General features: G+C 60.9%; 16 protein-coding genes and 1 riboswitch. Of the genes, 15 read left to right on the forward strand and 1 reads right to left on the reverse strand.

Going from position 1 to position 14,605, the window contains the following annotated elements; all coding sequences use genetic code 11:
- Positions 1 to 160 precede the first annotated feature (160 nt).
- Positions 161 to 353: riboswitch (cobalamin riboswitch) on the forward strand.
- 126 nt (positions 354 to 479) lie between these two features.
- The 14 genes from cobU (at position 480) to GSVR_RS17570 (ending at position 12,452) form a co-directional block, all read left to right on the forward strand.
- A complete protein-coding gene (gene cobU, locus GSVR_RS17505; protein WP_173200090.1) occupies positions 480 to 1,013 on the forward strand; it encodes a bifunctional adenosylcobinamide kinase/adenosylcobinamide-phosphate guanylyltransferase in 534 nt (177 codons plus the stop codon).
- Between the two features lie 113 nt (positions 1,014 to 1,126).
- Entirely contained in the window at positions 1,127 to 2,176 is a 1,050-nt protein-coding gene (gene cobT, locus GSVR_RS17510) for a nicotinate-nucleotide--dimethylbenzimidazole phosphoribosyltransferase (RefSeq protein ID WP_173200092.1), read from the forward strand.
- A gap of 78 nt (positions 2,177 to 2,254) precedes the next feature.
- A complete protein-coding gene (gene cobS / locus GSVR_RS17515) occupies positions 2,255 to 2,995 on the forward strand; it encodes an adenosylcobinamide-GDP ribazoletransferase (protein ID WP_173200333.1) in 741 nt (246 codons plus the stop codon).
- Positions 2,996 to 3,105: 110 nt separating this feature from the next.
- Positions 3,106 to 4,875, forward strand: a complete 1,770-nt coding sequence (pabB, locus tag GSVR_RS17520; protein ID WP_173200094.1) for an aminodeoxychorismate synthase component I — start codon at positions 3,106 to 3,108, stop codon at positions 4,873 to 4,875.
- 167 nt (positions 4,876 to 5,042) lie between these two features.
- The gene (gene thiC, locus GSVR_RS17525; RefSeq protein ID WP_173200096.1) at positions 5,043 to 6,353 is read left to right on the forward strand and encodes a phosphomethylpyrimidine synthase ThiC; all 1,311 of its coding nucleotides are present in this window, start codon (positions 5,043 to 5,045) and stop codon (positions 6,351 to 6,353) included.
- A gap of 22 nt (positions 6,354 to 6,375) precedes the next feature.
- Entirely contained in the window at positions 6,376 to 6,987 is a 612-nt protein-coding gene (cobC, locus tag GSVR_RS17530) for an alpha-ribazole phosphatase (RefSeq protein WP_173200098.1), read from the forward strand.
- Positions 6,988 to 6,989: 2 nt separating this feature from the next.
- Positions 6,990 to 7,301, forward strand: a complete 312-nt coding sequence (locus GSVR_RS17535) for a YajD family HNH nuclease (protein ID WP_173200100.1) — start codon at positions 6,990 to 6,992, stop codon at positions 7,299 to 7,301.
- A 375-nt stretch (positions 7,302 to 7,676) separates the two neighbouring features.
- The gene (locus GSVR_RS17540) at positions 7,677 to 7,859 is read left to right on the forward strand and encodes a hypothetical protein (RefSeq protein WP_173200102.1); all 183 of its coding nucleotides are present in this window, start codon (positions 7,677 to 7,679) and stop codon (positions 7,857 to 7,859) included.
- 105 nt (positions 7,860 to 7,964) lie between these two features.
- Positions 7,965 to 8,381 (forward strand): ubiquinol-cytochrome c reductase iron-sulfur subunit, encoded by a 417-nt coding sequence (locus GSVR_RS17545; RefSeq protein ID WP_173200104.1) that lies wholly within the window; start codon positions 7,965 to 7,967, stop codon positions 8,379 to 8,381.
- Between the two features lie 37 nt (positions 8,382 to 8,418).
- Positions 8,419 to 9,522 (forward strand): cytochrome bc complex cytochrome b subunit, encoded by a 1,104-nt coding sequence (locus GSVR_RS17550; RefSeq protein ID WP_173200106.1) that lies wholly within the window; start codon positions 8,419 to 8,421, stop codon positions 9,520 to 9,522.
- On the forward strand, positions 9,519 to 10,313 hold the full coding sequence (locus tag GSVR_RS17555; protein ID WP_173200108.1) for a cytochrome c3 family protein: 795 nt from the start codon (positions 9,519 to 9,521) through the stop codon (positions 10,311 to 10,313). Before GSVR_RS17550 ends, GSVR_RS17555 begins: the two co-directional genes overlap by 4 nt.
- A gap of 154 nt (positions 10,314 to 10,467) precedes the next feature.
- Positions 10,468 to 10,647 carry a DUF1059 domain-containing protein gene (locus GSVR_RS17560; protein WP_173200110.1) on the forward strand — a complete coding sequence of 60 codons (180 nt, stop codon included), beginning with the start codon at positions 10,468 to 10,470 and terminating at the stop codon, positions 10,645 to 10,647.
- A gap of 394 nt (positions 10,648 to 11,041) precedes the next feature.
- Complete coding sequence (locus GSVR_RS17565) at positions 11,042 to 11,959, forward strand: FAD-binding oxidoreductase (RefSeq protein ID WP_203978713.1); 918 nt, start codon at positions 11,042 to 11,044, stop codon at positions 11,957 to 11,959.
- A gap of 4 nt (positions 11,960 to 11,963) precedes the next feature.
- A complete protein-coding gene (locus GSVR_RS17570) occupies positions 11,964 to 12,452 on the forward strand; it encodes a BBE domain-containing protein (RefSeq protein ID WP_203978714.1) in 489 nt (162 codons plus the stop codon).
- 25 nt (positions 12,453 to 12,477) lie between these two features.
- Here GSVR_RS17570 and GSVR_RS17575 read toward each other — a convergent pair whose 3' ends face one another.
- Positions 12,478 to 12,849, reverse strand: a complete 372-nt coding sequence (locus GSVR_RS17575; protein WP_173200112.1) for a pyridoxamine 5'-phosphate oxidase family protein — start codon at positions 12,847 to 12,849, stop codon at positions 12,478 to 12,480.
- 166 nt (positions 12,850 to 13,015) lie between these two features.
- On the opposite strand from GSVR_RS17575, the gene GSVR_RS17580 reads away from it, so the two are divergent.
- Complete coding sequence (locus GSVR_RS17580; protein WP_173200113.1) at positions 13,016 to 14,413, forward strand: PLP-dependent aminotransferase family protein; 1,398 nt, start codon at positions 13,016 to 13,018, stop codon at positions 14,411 to 14,413.
- Positions 14,414 to 14,605 lie beyond the last annotated feature (192 nt).

A 14,605-nucleotide genomic window follows, 5' to 3' on the forward strand; every position in this document is an offset into this window, starting at 1 on the left:
CTCATATGACCCGAGTGCTAACAGCGGTAAATATAACAACAGAATTTCAAAAATCAAGGGGGATCTGTAAAAAATTCCCGATGAAGATTTGCTTTTGACTTTTCGGCGCTTAGCTGCTAAAGAACGCCAACCCGTAATGTGTGCGACATGAAAAAAAGATGTCGTTGTTACGTGGTCTGGTGCCGTGCTTCGATGAGCACGGGTAAAAGGGAAGAGGGTGCAAATCCCTCGCTGACCCGCAACTGTAAGGGGGGACCGACTCCGCACGATGTCACTGTCCGATAGAGGATGGGAAGGCGCGGAGAAGGGACGATCCCCGAGCCAGGAAACCTGCCAGTCCGATGGTTTTTGGGACCTCCGTGGAACGAGGGGCCGAGGCCGGATAGTATCACGTTCAGATCCTGCGTTCGAGCCCCTGCCCTGTAATGGTGTCCGGGGCTTTTTTATTGCGCACGCAGGCCGGAACAACAGGAGGAGACATGGCACGCATCATCTACATTTCCGGCGGGACCCGCAGCGGCAAGAGCACTTTTGCCGAAAAGCTGGCCCTTGAGTTCGGGGCGCCGCTGTGTTACCTGGCAACGGCCCAGTCCCTGGACAGCGAGATGGACGAGCGCATCGGCAAACACCAACAACGCCGCGGCCCGGAATGGCAGACCGTCGAGGAGCCGTTGCACCTGAGCCGGGCCCTGACCTGCTGCGATGGTGCCTATCACGGTATCCTGGTAGATTGCCTGACCTTGTGGCTTTCCAACCTGCTCCTGCTGGACGAGAATCCGGGCTGGGAGACGGAAGAACGGATCCTGGAGGAGGTGCGCCGTCTGGCCGACACCCTGCGGGACATGACCACGCCGGTGATCATCGTCTCCAACGAGGTCGGCATGGGCATCGTGCCGGAACACCGCCTGGGGCGCCTCTTCCGCGACCTGGCTGGACAGGCCAATCAAATGGTGGCCGCAGCGGCCGACGAGGCCTGGCTGGTGGCCAGCGGTATCCCATTGCGACTCAAATAACACACAGACAAAAAAACAATGGCACGCGGATTTGCGCGGATGGACCCAAAGGGGCCTAAACGGCGGATTGACGCGGATCTTTTCTGAGACAATGCAGACGGAAGGAGCAGCACATGGATTTCATACAACAGACCCTGCAGCGCATTCAGCCGGTTGACGCTACCCTGATGGACAAGGCCCAGAAAAGGCTCGACAACAAGACAAAACCCCCCGGCTCACTGGGCAGGCTGGAGGAGTTCTCGCGCCGCATGGCCGCCATCGGCGGCACCGAGGAGCCCGATCTGTCGAAGAAGGTGATCTTCACCTTTGCCGGCGACCACGGCATCGTCGAGGAGGGAGTATCTCTCTATCCCAGCGAGGTCACCGCTCAAATGGTCTTCAACTTCCTTGGCGGCGGCGCCGGGGTGAACGTGCTGGCCCGTCACAGCGGGGCTGAGGTGCGGGTGGTGGATGTGGGGGTCAACTACGACTTCGGCGATACGCCCGGGCTGATTCACCGCAAGGTCGCCCGCGGCACCCGCAATTTCGCTAAGGGACCGGCCATGACTGGTGATGAAATGCAGGCTGCGGTGCGAGTCGGCATTGAACTGGCCGATCAGTGCAAAGCCGAAGGAGTCGCCCTGGTCGGCACCGGCGAGATGGGGATCGGCAACACCACCCCCTCCTCGGCCATCATCGCCGCCATTGCGGGAAAGAGTGTGGCTGAGGTCACCCACCGCGGCACCGGGATAAACGATGCGGCCCTGGCCAACAAGATCCGGGTCATCGAGCAGGGACTGACACTGAACCGGCCAGATCCGCAGGACCCACTGGACGTCCTGACCAAGGTAGGGGGGCTGGAGATCGCCGCCATTGCCGGACTGGTACTGGGCTGTGCCGCAAATTCCATCCCGGTGGTGATCGACGGTTTCATCTCTACTGCCGGTGCACTGATCGCCTCGGAATTGCACCCACACGTTCGTGACTACATCTTCGCCGCCCACCAGTCGGTAGAAATCGGCCACCGACTCATGCTGGAGCGCATCGGCGTCCGGCCGGTCCTGGACCTGGACCTGCGGTTAGGTGAGGGAACCGGAGCGGCCCTGGCCATGGGGCTTATCGAGGCCGGGGTCAAGATCATGAAGGAAATGGCCACCTTCGAAGAAGCCGGCGTGACGAAATAATCGGTGACCAGGGACCAGGAACCGGGGACCAGTAAAATCTGCTTCCCGATCTCTGGTCCCTGGCCCCTGGTCCCTACTATGCGCCTCTACCTGATCGCCATGCAGTTTCTGACCATCATCCCCCTCCCCTTTGACACACGCTGTCAGAAAGAGGACCTGGGGCGGGCCACGGCTCTGTTTCCCCTGGCCGGGCTGACCATCGGCGTCCTGCTGGCCGGACTGAACTGGCTGATAGCTGCCAGGCTGCCGCGCCCCCTGGCGGATGCCCTGCTGATCACGGCCCTGACTGTCATCACCGGCGCCCTGCACCTGGACGGGCTGGCCGATGTCTGCGACGGGCTGGCGGCACGCGGCAGCAGGGAGCGTTTCCTGACGATCATGAAGGATTCCCATGTTGGCGCAGCCGGTGCGGTGGCCGTTGCGCTGGGGCTGCTGCTCAAGTGGCAAGCCCTGCTGGCAGTGCCGGCTGAGCTCAAATGGCAGGCGCTGCTGTTTTTCCCCATACTGAGCCGCTTCTGCCAGGTACAGACGATTGTCCGTGCCCGCGCCGCGCGCAGCGATGGCCTCGGTTCAGCCTTTGCCGACACTGCGGATATGGGCAGGATCGTGATCGCAGCCGGGATAACCCTGGCGGCGGCCTGGCTGCTGATGGGTCCCAAGGGGCTGGCCACGCTGGCCTTGTTGGCACTGTTGACCTGGCTGCTCAGAATCTGGTCCCACCGCAGGCTGGGTGGCATCACCGGCGATGTGATCGGCTGCATCAACGAGCTGAACGAGATTGTGGCATTGATCCTGATCGCGGCACTGCCGCAGTTCTAAAGGCTAAAGGAAAATTTACAGGAATGAACAGGATGGACAGGATGTTTGAACACCCCGGCTTTTATTATGCCATGTATCCTGCCTGTCCCTGGGAATTAGGTTTCTGATATATGCCTGCCGTCTCGCCCCGTCATCCGATCGCCCTGCTAGAGTCCTTCTCTCCTGATCCTTCCGCCCGTTCTTTCCGCTTCGAGGGTCTGCTGTCAACCATTGTCGCCTTCACCCCCGACGAGGTGTCTCCGGCGCTAGCCCGGGTGGAGCGGGAGGTGGCAGATGGGAGACATGCGGCCGGTTATGTCGCCTACGAGGCTGCGCCGGGACTGAACCCGCACCTGGCTGTCGGCCAACCGGCCGGGCTGCCGCTGGTCTGGTTCGGCATCTTTGCCGAACGGCACAGCATCTCATCCGGAGAGTATTCGGGCGAGAGCGGTCCCTGCCAGGTCTCCTCACCGGAACTCGACATCGACCACGACCGCTACACCGCCGACGTGGCTGCCATCCGTGAGGCCATTGCAGCGGGCGACACCTACCAGGTCAACTTCACTACCCGGCAGCGCTTCACCGTCAGCGGCGATGCCTTCACGCTCTACCGCCGCATGTGCCGCAACCAGCGGGCCCCTTTCTGTGCCTGGCTCGATATCGGAAGCCACCGCATCCTGTCCGCCTCGCCGGAACTGTTCTTCTCGCTCAGGGACAACCTTTTGACCATGAAACCGATGAAGGGGACCGCACCGCGCGGGCCCGGTTTCGATGAAGACCGGCGTCGGCGCGAACAGTTGGCCGCCAGTCAGAAGGACCGGGCCGAGAACCTGATGATCGTGGACCTGGTGCGCAACGATCTGGCCATGATCGCCGAGACCGGCAGCGTTGCGGTGCCGGCGTTGTTCGAGGTGGAGACCTACCCCACCGTGCACCAGATGACCTCCACCGTCACGGCCCGCATTCGGCCCGAAGCGGGACTGATCGACATCCTGCGGGCGCTGTTCCCGTGCGGCTCGGTCACCGGCGCCCCCAAGCGCCGCACCATGGAGATCATCCGGGATCTGGAGGAGACATCGCGGGGTGTCTACTGCGGGGCCATCGGCTATCTCTCCCCCGGACGCGAGGCGGTCTTCAGCGTCGCCATCCGGACCGCGGTGGTGGAAGCAGCCACCGGTACAGGCGAGATCGGCATCGGCAGCGGCATCACCTGGGATTCCGATGCGGAAGCCGAATGGCGGGAATGCCTGACAAAATCGGCCTTCATGTTCCGGGACAGCGGTGAGTTTCAGTTGATCGAATCGCTGCGCCACGATGATGATGGCTACCTGCTGCTCGACCGTCACCTGCAGCGTCTGGCGCAGTCAGCGGCCTATTTGGGATACCGTTTCGAGGAGGAGCCTCTGCGCCGGCGACTTTCGGAACTGGGGCTGGAACTGTCGGGAGTTAACAAGGTACGCATCCTGCTGGATCAGAATGGGAACACGACCGTGGAGTCGCAGGCGATCGACGATCTCGGTCAGGCCGCCCCACCCGCCCCCATCGCACTGGCCGGGCAGCGGGTGAATGCCCGCGATCCGTTCCTGTACCACAAGACCACCCGCCGGGCCATCTTCGACAGTGCCAGGCAGGAACATCCCGATTGCTACGACGTGATCCTGCTCAATCAGCAGGATCAGCTGACCGAGGGTTCCTTCAATACGCTGGTGATCTCACAGGGTGGCGAACTGCTGACTCCGGCGCTCGAATGCGGGCTGCTGCCGGGGGTGCTGCGTGCGGAGCTGCTGGCTGTCGGCGCCATCCGGGAGGCGGTGCTGACCGCCGAGGACCTGAAGCGGGCCGAGCGGATCTGGCTGCTGAACTCGGTGCGTGGCTGGCGGGAATGTAAACTGAAAGACTGACAACAAACTGCTATAGAACACGGATCACATCTGAAAAAGCGGATCAAGTCGGATCACCCATGCATCACGGTCGTTATCCGCCTTTATCCGTTACATACGACTTTTCCGCGTTCCATCGTTTTTATTCATTTCATACTCTGAACAAATTTCTACAACAAGGAGAACACATGCTGACCCAGATCGAATCCGCCCGCCAGGGCATTCTGACCCCCCAGATGGCCGCCGTGGCACAGGTCGAACAACTTTCCCCCGACTACATCCTGCAGATGGTAGCCACAGGTAAGATCGTCATTCCCTGGAACCATGTCCGCAAGCCGGCCCGCATCGCCGGCATCGGCAAGGGGCTTTCCACCAAGGTCAACGCCTCCATCGGCACCTCTTCGGATATCGTCGATTATGCTGCCGAGGTAGCCAAGGCACGGGCCGCCCAGCAGGCAGGGGCCGATACGCTGATGGAGCTGTCGGTGGGGGGGGACCTGGACCGGGTTCGGCGCGAAGTGATCGCCGCAGTGGAACTGCCGGTGGGCAACGTGCCGCTCTACCAGGCCTTCTGCGAGGCGGCCCGGAAATACGGCGATCCCAACAAACTGGACGAAGAGCTGCTGTTCGACCTGATCGAGCGCCAGTGCGCCGACGGCATGGCCTTCATGGCCGTGCACTGCGGCATCAACCTCTACACCATCGAGCGGCTCAGAAAGCAGGGCTACCGCTATGGCGGGCTGGTCAGCAAGGGGGGGGTCAGCATGGTGGCCTGGATGCTGGCCAATAACCGCGAGAATCCGCTGTACGAGAAGTTCGACCGGGTGGTGGCGATCCTCAAGAAATACGACACGGTGCTCTCCCTGGGCAACGGCCTCAGGGCCGGCGCGATCCACGACTCATCCGACCGGGCCCAGATCCAGGAGCTCTTGATCAACTGCGAGCTGGCCGAGATCGGCCGCGACATGGGTTGCCAGATGCTGGTGGAGGGGCCGGGGCATGTACCGCTGGACGAGGTCGAGGGTAACATCCAGTTGCAGAAGCGCATGAGCGGCGGCGCCCCCTACTACATGCTGGGACCGATCGCCACCGACGTGGCCCCCGGCTTCGACCACATCACCGCCGCCATCGGGGCGGCCCAGTCCAGCCGCTACGGCGCCGATCTGATCTGCTACATCACCCCGGCCGAACACCTGGCCCTGCCGACCGAACAGGACGTGCGCGATGGTGTCAAGGCGGCCAAGGTGGCGGCCTACATCGGCGACATGAACAAGTACCCCGAGAAGGGCCGGCAGAGGGACAAGGAGATGTCCAAGGCGCGCCGCGACCTGGACTGGGAGAAACAGTTCCAGCTGGCGCTCTACCCCGAGGATGCCCGTGCCATCCGTGCCAGCCGCACACCGGAGGACGAGGCCACCTGCACCATGTGCGGCGACTTCTGTGCCTCGCGCGGGGCGGGAAAACTGTTTGCCGGTGATCTGAAGGGTGATAAGATCTGATCATTCGCACAAGGAGAACATCATGACACCCGCCACGCGCATCCACCTGCTCCGCCACGGCCAGGTGGCGGGGTACGACCAGCCGCGTTACAACGGCCAGACGGACGTAGCCCTGACAGATCTCGGCATCGAACAGTACCATCGCCTGAAGGACCATCTGGCCGAGCGGCCGATCTCCGCCTGCTACACCAGCGATCTCACCCGCTGCCGCACCGGCGCCGACATCATCTGCAGCCGGCTCGGCATCGAACCGGTCCCGCGCCACGAATTGCGCGAACTGAACATCGGCATCTGGGAGGGGCTCTCCTGGCAGGAGATCACCGAGCGTTGGCCGGACGAATGGCAGGCCCGCCTGGCCGATCTGGTCAATTATCGTGTACCGAACGGCGAGAACCTGCTGGATGTGGAGGCGCGGGTCATGCCGGTGATTACCGAGATCCTCGACCGGCACCGCGGTCAGGAGGTCCTGGTGGTGGGACATGGCGGCGTCAACCGCATCATCCTGCTGAACGCCATCGGAGCGCCCTTGAAAAGCGCGTTCAACATCGAGCAGAACTACGGCTGCCACAACATCATCGACTACTACGTCGACGACCGGACCACGGTCAAGCTGCTCAACTATCAGGTGACCTGACCATGGCGCGCGGCCCGAAAACGGTCAAGCTGCCCAGTGCCGAGGATGCCGCCCTGCTGGTGAAGAAAATGCGGGGCGAAGTGGACAGCAACACCAACTACCGCAGCAAATCCCTCAGGATTCACGGCCCGGTCTGCGCCCGCTGCGGCCGTGAATTCGATGCCGCCAACCTGCACCAGTTGACCGTCCACCACAGGGACGGCAATCACGACAACAATCCCCCCGACGGCAGCAACTGGGAAAACCTCTGCAACCATTGCCATGACGACGTCCATGCCCGCGAGTTGCTGGGGGAGTACCTCAGCAAACCGTAACAACGCCTCCCTTGTCCGCATCCCGCCGAAAAGCGACCCATCAATGCAAAATGAGGCTGAAACTGCCCCGGCTGTACCCCCTTTCGGCGGCTGAAACAGTACCTGAAAAACCCGTTGTGAGGAGCTCGATTACACCCTTTTCCGGAGCCCCGGTTTGTCTGTTATGCTTCACGCACAGGAATTCATCAATCGGATCAGTTTCGTTGACCTTGAGGCTGCAAAAGCAGTTTTAGCACAATGTAACGCCTTTAAGGATCCCTCCCGACGAGGAGAAGCTATTGATGCCAACAACGCCAGTTCAACCTCAGTAGGATAGAAAAACAAAAGGACGAGATTGTGCAAGAATGCTGAACTACGTATTTGAGGAGGAAGGAAATGTCGAAAAAGAACGACACGTGCAGCAACAGTGCCGAGCACAGCGGTCACTTCTGCGAGTTGGAGAGCAGCCAGGAATGGGAGGTTATCAGACAGATCACACTCGAACCCCGCTTCAGGTGTCAGAACTGCGGGACCGAGGTGCATTCCGCCAGGAATGTCTGTATGCCGGAAGAGATATGAATGCCCTGCCGCAGCACCCGCCACAAGCACAATATTTTTTAATGGCCGTGGCACCGGGATTTGGTGTAGGATGTGCCCGATTCTTTCCTCCACAGGAGAATAGCGATGGATACAAGCAGACGCAACGTGCTGTTGGCAGCCCTCGGCGCCCTGATGACCGCTGCCGCCGGGTCGGTCTTCTACCCGCTCTTCCGCTACCTGGCTCCCGCCAGTACTGCCGTGACCAAGAAAAAGGTGACACTGCAGCTGAAGGAGATTCCCGAGGGGGGAGCCAAGTTTTTCGAATTCGAGGGGCTGGCAGCCGTGCTGGTAAAACAGAAAGGGGGAGGCGTGGCCGCCTTCTCGGCCGTCTGCACCCACCTGGGCTGCATCGTGCAGTGGCAGCAAGGCCAAAATCAGTTCCTGTGCCCCTGCCATGGGGGACAGTTCTCGAGTGAAGGAGCCGTGCTGGGTGGACCGCCCCCCAAGCCGCTGGCTAAACTGCCATTCACGGTCAACGGCGATAGCGTAACCATCGGATAAGCTGTCCAGTTCCGTCATCATGCGACCAGGAGGATCGATGTCGATACCGGAAAAAATCTATCGCTGGCTGGATGTACGCATCGGCGTCGGCGAACTCGCCGAAAAGGAACTGACCGGTTACCACCTGCCGGTCACGATCAATGTCTGGTACTCGCTCGGAAGCGTATTGCTGTTCTCCCTGGCGCTCCAGGTAGTAACCGGCATCCTGCTTCTGGTCTACTATGTGCCGGACGCGGACAAGGCCTTTGCCAGCGTCACGGCCATCATGAACGACGTGCCCTTTGGCTGGCTGATCCGCATGTGCCATGCGGTCGGTTCGAACATGATGGTGGCGGTACTGCTGCTGCACATGTTCTCGGTACTCTTCATGGGCAGCTACAAGCGGCCGCGCGAGCTTTCCTGGCTCTCCGGCTTCATACTGCTCAACATGGTGATGGGCATCTCCCTGACCGGCTATCTGCTCCCCTGGAGCCAGCTCTCCTTCTGGGCCACCACCGTTGCCACCAACAGCGCCGGCGCCATCCCCCTGATCGGCGACGAGCTGGTGCAATTCCTGCGCGGGGGACGGCTGGTCGGTCCTTACACGCTCGGCCGCTTCTTTGCACTGCACGTGGCAGTGATCCCGCTGGGCATTGCCCTGCTGGTGGGGGTGCACCTGTTCCTGCTCAAGCGCATCGGCATCTCCGCTCCCCCGTCCGGACAGAAGGACTCGCGCGTCCGCTGGAAAGGGGACAGCTACCGCTACGAGGAGCATCCCGGAGGAATCCCCTTCTACCCCAACTACGTGGTCCAGGACATGAGTTCGATCTGTTTCTACCTGGCCCTGTTCCTGCTGGTGGTGTTCTTCGATCCGTATATCTTTTTCCCCAAAGACGCCTTCATTCCCGCCAACCCGTTCCAGACCCCGGCCCACATTAAGCCGGAATGGTACTTCCTGCCCAACTACCAGACCCTGAAGATATTCCCCAGCGAATTCATGGGTCTCATGGCGCAGGGGCTCGCCATGACGTTCCTGGCGTTGCTGCCGTTCGTCGACCGCAATCCGGAACGGCATCCGCTCAAGCGGCCGCTCTTTCTGGCCTGTGCCATCGGCGGGATACTTCTCTGGATCGGTCTGATGATATGGGGGCACTACTCATGAGCACTGCACGGAGCATGATGTACGGTCTGACCCTCCTGGTGCTGACACTGTTCCCGATCCCGCGTAATGCTGCGGCGGAAACGGTCTGCATCCAATGCCACACCGCCCAGACCGGGCGGGGACTCAAGCCGGTCAAGCCTTGGCAGGAAAGCATTCATGCCGAAAACGGCATCTCCTGTCACCACTGTCACGGTGGCGATGCCGCCGATGCCGCCAATGCCATGGATCCTGCCCGAGGTTTCCTGGGGGCTCCCAAGGAAACCGCCATCCCCGACTTCTGCGGACGCTGCCATATCGGCATCAAGTCCGATTACCTGAAAAGCGCCCACGGCCACGCCCTGGGCAAGGGGGGACCGACCTGCGTCACCTGCCACGGCAGCCACGGCATCAAAAAGGCGGCATTGGAGTTGATCAACGAAAAGACCTGCACGCAATGCCACAGTTTTGAGCGCGCCCGCGTCATCCGTACCGCCATGGAACAGACCGAGCATTCATTGACTACGCTTACCAAACGTCTGGATGCCTTCAAAGCCAAAGGTGTCGATACCGACGCCCTGGAAAAGCGGCTTTTTGCCGAACGCAACCGCTACCATACCCTCTTCCACGAGGTGAATACCGCCAAGGTCAAGGCAGAATCGGGCCTGATCGCCGGAGAGCTGGACAAGCTCAAGACGGCCCTGGACAAAATCGACGAGAAGTTCAAAAAGCGCAAAATGGCCGGCGCAGCGGCGGTGGGGGCGGCCCTGCTGGCGGCGGTGCTGTTTCACCTGCTGCGTAAAACCTACTCGTAGCTATTTCCGCGGCGCCTAATCATCCAGCCCCCTTTTCAATCGACAAGGGGGCTGTTTTTTTTGGAGCTTCTGCTGCAAATATGGCGTTGAAACGGTTTCTGTCGGGGAGTTACAATAAAAGCAGGAAGTCGTGTCACACAGGGGAGGTGAGCCCATGTCAAAGGTTCTTGAATGTTCAAAGGTTGACCCGACCAGCGGCTGCAACTATATCGTCCGTGGCGACACGGAAGAAGATATCCTCCGGAATGCTGCGGTTCATGCCAAGGAACACGGCATACACGAGGTGACGCCGGAATTGATGGAACGGGTCAAAGCGAATATCCACGAGGAGTAACCAAGGTCGTCAGCGAGCAAGCACGGACGGGGTCTTCCCGGACCTGTCCGTTTTACTTTCCCCCCGGTCTCCGCAGGTGGTGATGAATCAAGGATCGAGCCTTGGGGCCGGGTGATGTGCTTCATATTTATTACGGTCGATGTACGAGCGATTTTCAGTATCTTCGCAGCCTCCTTGCCTGATTGCAACGGGGCTGTCCTTTTATCTGCACCAACTCTCCATTCCTTCTTACCCAGGCTGCACACCTTCAGAAATCCGGGATGAGTGGTATATAGGTTACGGAGCCTTGCCCCCCCTCCGGACAGGTATCTTGAAAAGGGGAATATTTGCTCTAAGGTAAAAGGAGAGATCAGGCTTCGCAGTTGTTGCGTGTCCAGACAAAGGGAGGTGGGTCATGACTTCCGTGGAGATCAAGAGGCGGGATGGTGACAGGATCACTCTGGATGCCGGCACCCTCGAGTCCTTTGCCGGACGCTTGCGCGGAAAGCTTCTGGGGCCGGCCGACCCGGACTATGACGAAGCGCGCGCGGTCTGGAATGCAATGATCGACAGGAAACCGGCGCTGATAGCCGTGTGCCGGGGTGTGGCCGATGTGATGGCTGCGGTCGGTTTCGCCCGCGAACACGGCCTGCTGCTGTCGATTCGCGGCGGCGGGCACAATGTCTCGGGCTCGGCCATTGCCGAAGGGGGATTGGTGATCGATCTCTCCCGCATGCGCAGTGTACAGGTGTCACCGGAGCAGCGGCTGGCCCGCGTGGAAGGGGGGGCGCGGCTGGGCGATCTCGATCACGAAACGTCCGCTTTCGGGCTCGCCACGCCGGTCGGTTTGGTTTCGGAAACCGGCGTGGCCGGGCTGACGCTGCATGGCGGCGCTGGCTGGCTGTTGCGCAAGCACGGCCTTTCCATCGACAATCTGCATGCCTTCGAGATCGTGACGGCCGACGGGCAGCTCTTGCGGGCCACCAGGGACCAGCATCCCGACCTGTTCTGGGCCTTGCGGGGGGGCGGCGGCAATTTTGGCGTGGTAACCGCCTTCGAATTCCATCTGCATCCGGTCGGCCCGCAGGTCTGGATGAGCGTGCCGATCTATCCGCTGGAACAGGCCCAGGAGGTGGTGGCAGCCTGCCACGACTACATGGCCGAGGCCCCGGAGGAGCTGATGGTGCTGGGGGTGTTCTGGAACGCCCCGGTGCCGCAGTACCGCGGCAAACCGGTGATCATTCTGCTGGGATGCTACACCGGTCCCGGCGAGCAGGGAACGGATCATTGCCCCTCTGCGCACCATCGGACAGCCGATTGCGGACCTGAGTGAACGGATGAGTTGGACCGAGGCCCAGACGTTCCTCGACCGGGACTACCCGGCGGGACTCTTCTATTACTGGAAGTCCATCTACCTGAACCGTCTCGACCAGGAGGTGATCGGCATCCTGGCAGACCATGCCGCCAGGCGTCCGTCGTCCGAATCGTCCCTCGACATCTGGTTCCTGGGAGGTGCCACTGCCCGGGTGCCGACGACGGAAACCGCTTTCGCGCAGCGACACCCCCCTTACATGATCGGCATCGAGGCCAACTGGCACGACCGGGAAACCAGCAAAGTCAATATCGAGTGGGCACGGGCCGTGTACCGGGACCTGCTCCCCTTCTCAGACGGCGGCAGCTATCTCAACTTTCCCGGATTCGTGGAGGACAGGCAGGCCCTGCTGCGGGGTGCCTACGGCGAAAACCTGCACCGGCTGGAACGGGTCAAGGCGCAGTACGACCCGCACAACCTCTTTCCAGGCCTGTTGAGTATCTCCGCACGATGAAGTATCCTCTGATGCCGGAAACAGCCTACAGGGTTTGCTCGGCCGAAGCGACGGTAACGCCCAGAACTGCCCTGGCCCAGGGGAATCTGGCCTTGAGCCCATCGAAATCCGGGCCGGAGGTGATAAAGGCTGCCGTTCCCTTGATCAGGAAACCGGTGCCAGGGCCGAGCTTGCCGGCCACCTTACTGCTCCCCGCAGTGATCAGCACGTTGTTGTTGTAGGCAATATTCGCCTCGGTCCGGTGCATGTAACCGACCGGAATCAGCAGACGCCCATCGTCAGTGACCTTTATGTAACTGTTCCAGGTATTGACCATGTGCGGTCCATCCTGTCCCAGGGTTGCAATGGCCACCACCCCGTCGTGTTTCAGCACCTCCAGCAGTTTCTCCGGAATCATCGTTACTACCTCCTGTTTTTTATATGGTTGTGCCGGATTACCTAACGGCACCTTGTCGAAATCCATGTACGTCCGGCCCGGCGGGATTTTCTTTTTGACGCCCGCCTGACTCTTGCCCTAGACTGGCTTTCTGCCTGCTCAAGAATACCACCGATCGGACGCGCGTATGTTCATTCTGAACAACAACGACCCTGCCCCTTTATACAAACAACTCTACCATCAGATCAGGGCACAGGTATTGTCCGGAGAACTGCCGGCAGACTCACGGCTCCCTTCTGTCAGAGACCTGGCAACCGAGCTGTCGACCAGCCGCAACACAGTGGAAGGCGCCTACCAGGAACTGTACGCGGAGGGGTACATCTACAGCAGGCCGCGCAGCGGGTACTTTGTGTCGGCGCTCGATCACGATGCGGCGCCGCTGCCATTGCCGCGCGCATCCCGCAAAGAGGACCGGGTCGAAGAGGCCTCTCCCGCCTACCGGTATGATTTTCATCCTGCCCGCCTTGACCGGCAGAGTTTTCCCGCTCAGCTCTGGCGCAAACTCTTTGTCGAGAGTCTGCGCAACAACTCCCGGCAGTTGGTCCAGTATGGGGAACTCCAGGGAGAGTGGAACCTGCGCTGCGCCATTCGTCGCTACCTGGAACGGTCGCGCGGGGTGCTGTGCGACCAGGAGCAGATTATCGTCTGTGCCGGGCTTCAGCAGGGGCTCGACCTGGTGGCCCTCATGCTGAAGGAGAACCATTCCGCACTGGCGGCCGAAGATCCCGGCTACCACCTCCCGCGCGCGGTGTTCCGCAACCACGGCTATGAAATCGTACCTGTCCCGGTCGGAGCGAATGGGCTCGATCTGGATCTCCTCATTGCCGGCCGGAGCACGATCGCCTATGTCACCCCCTCGCACCAGTTGCCGATGGGATACGTCATGCCGGTCGCCAACCGGCTGAAACTGATCGAGTGGGCCGAATCGGGCAATACATTCATCATCGAGGACGACTACGACAGCGAGCTGCGCTACCACGGCAAACCGATTCCCTCCCTGCAGGGGCTGCGGCCGCAGGGGAACATCATCTACTCGGGAACGTTCTCGAAGGTTCTGTCCCCGGCCCTGCGCATGAGCTACCTGGTGCTGCCCCGCTCGCTGCTTCCAGTGTACCGCCGACTCTTCCGGGACTACTTCTCGACAGTGCCGTTTCTGGAGCAGCACACCCTTGCCAGATTCATGGAAGAGGGGCACTGGGACCGTCATATCCGGCGCATGCGCATCATCTACAAGAAAAAGCACGACACTCTGCTGCGGGCTGTTGAACGACATTTCGGACCCCGGGCCACTGTTATCGGACAGGGGGCCGGGCTCCATGTGGTCCTGCAGCTCGATGGTGCCGGCCGATGCGAAGCGGAAATCATCCGCCGCGCCCAGGACCAGGGGATACGGCTCCTTCCCTTTTCCGACACCTGCGTCTCCGATGCATCCGCCGGCCACACCAGACTGCTGCTCGGCTTCGGAGGAATGACCGCCGGAGACATCGAACCGGGCATTGCACTCCTCTCCCAGGCCTGCTTCTGAAGGGGCTTTCAGGGTCATCCGAGTTAAACAAGCATAGACCGCATCTGCCCCCGTTGGTAGTGCCAGTTGCGAACATAATTATGGGGTCAGAACTCCCCTTGGCATACCGAAAGGGGTGCCGCAGGGACCGGACGTTCCAGCCGCGACTGCATCCCGCAGGTTACGCATCCCCCCTTTTGGGCTACACTTGCA

The organism is Geobacter sp. SVR (genome assembly GCF_016865365.1).
In the GTDB taxonomy this organism is placed as follows: domain Bacteria; phylum Desulfobacterota; class Desulfuromonadia; order Geobacterales; family Pseudopelobacteraceae; genus Pelotalea.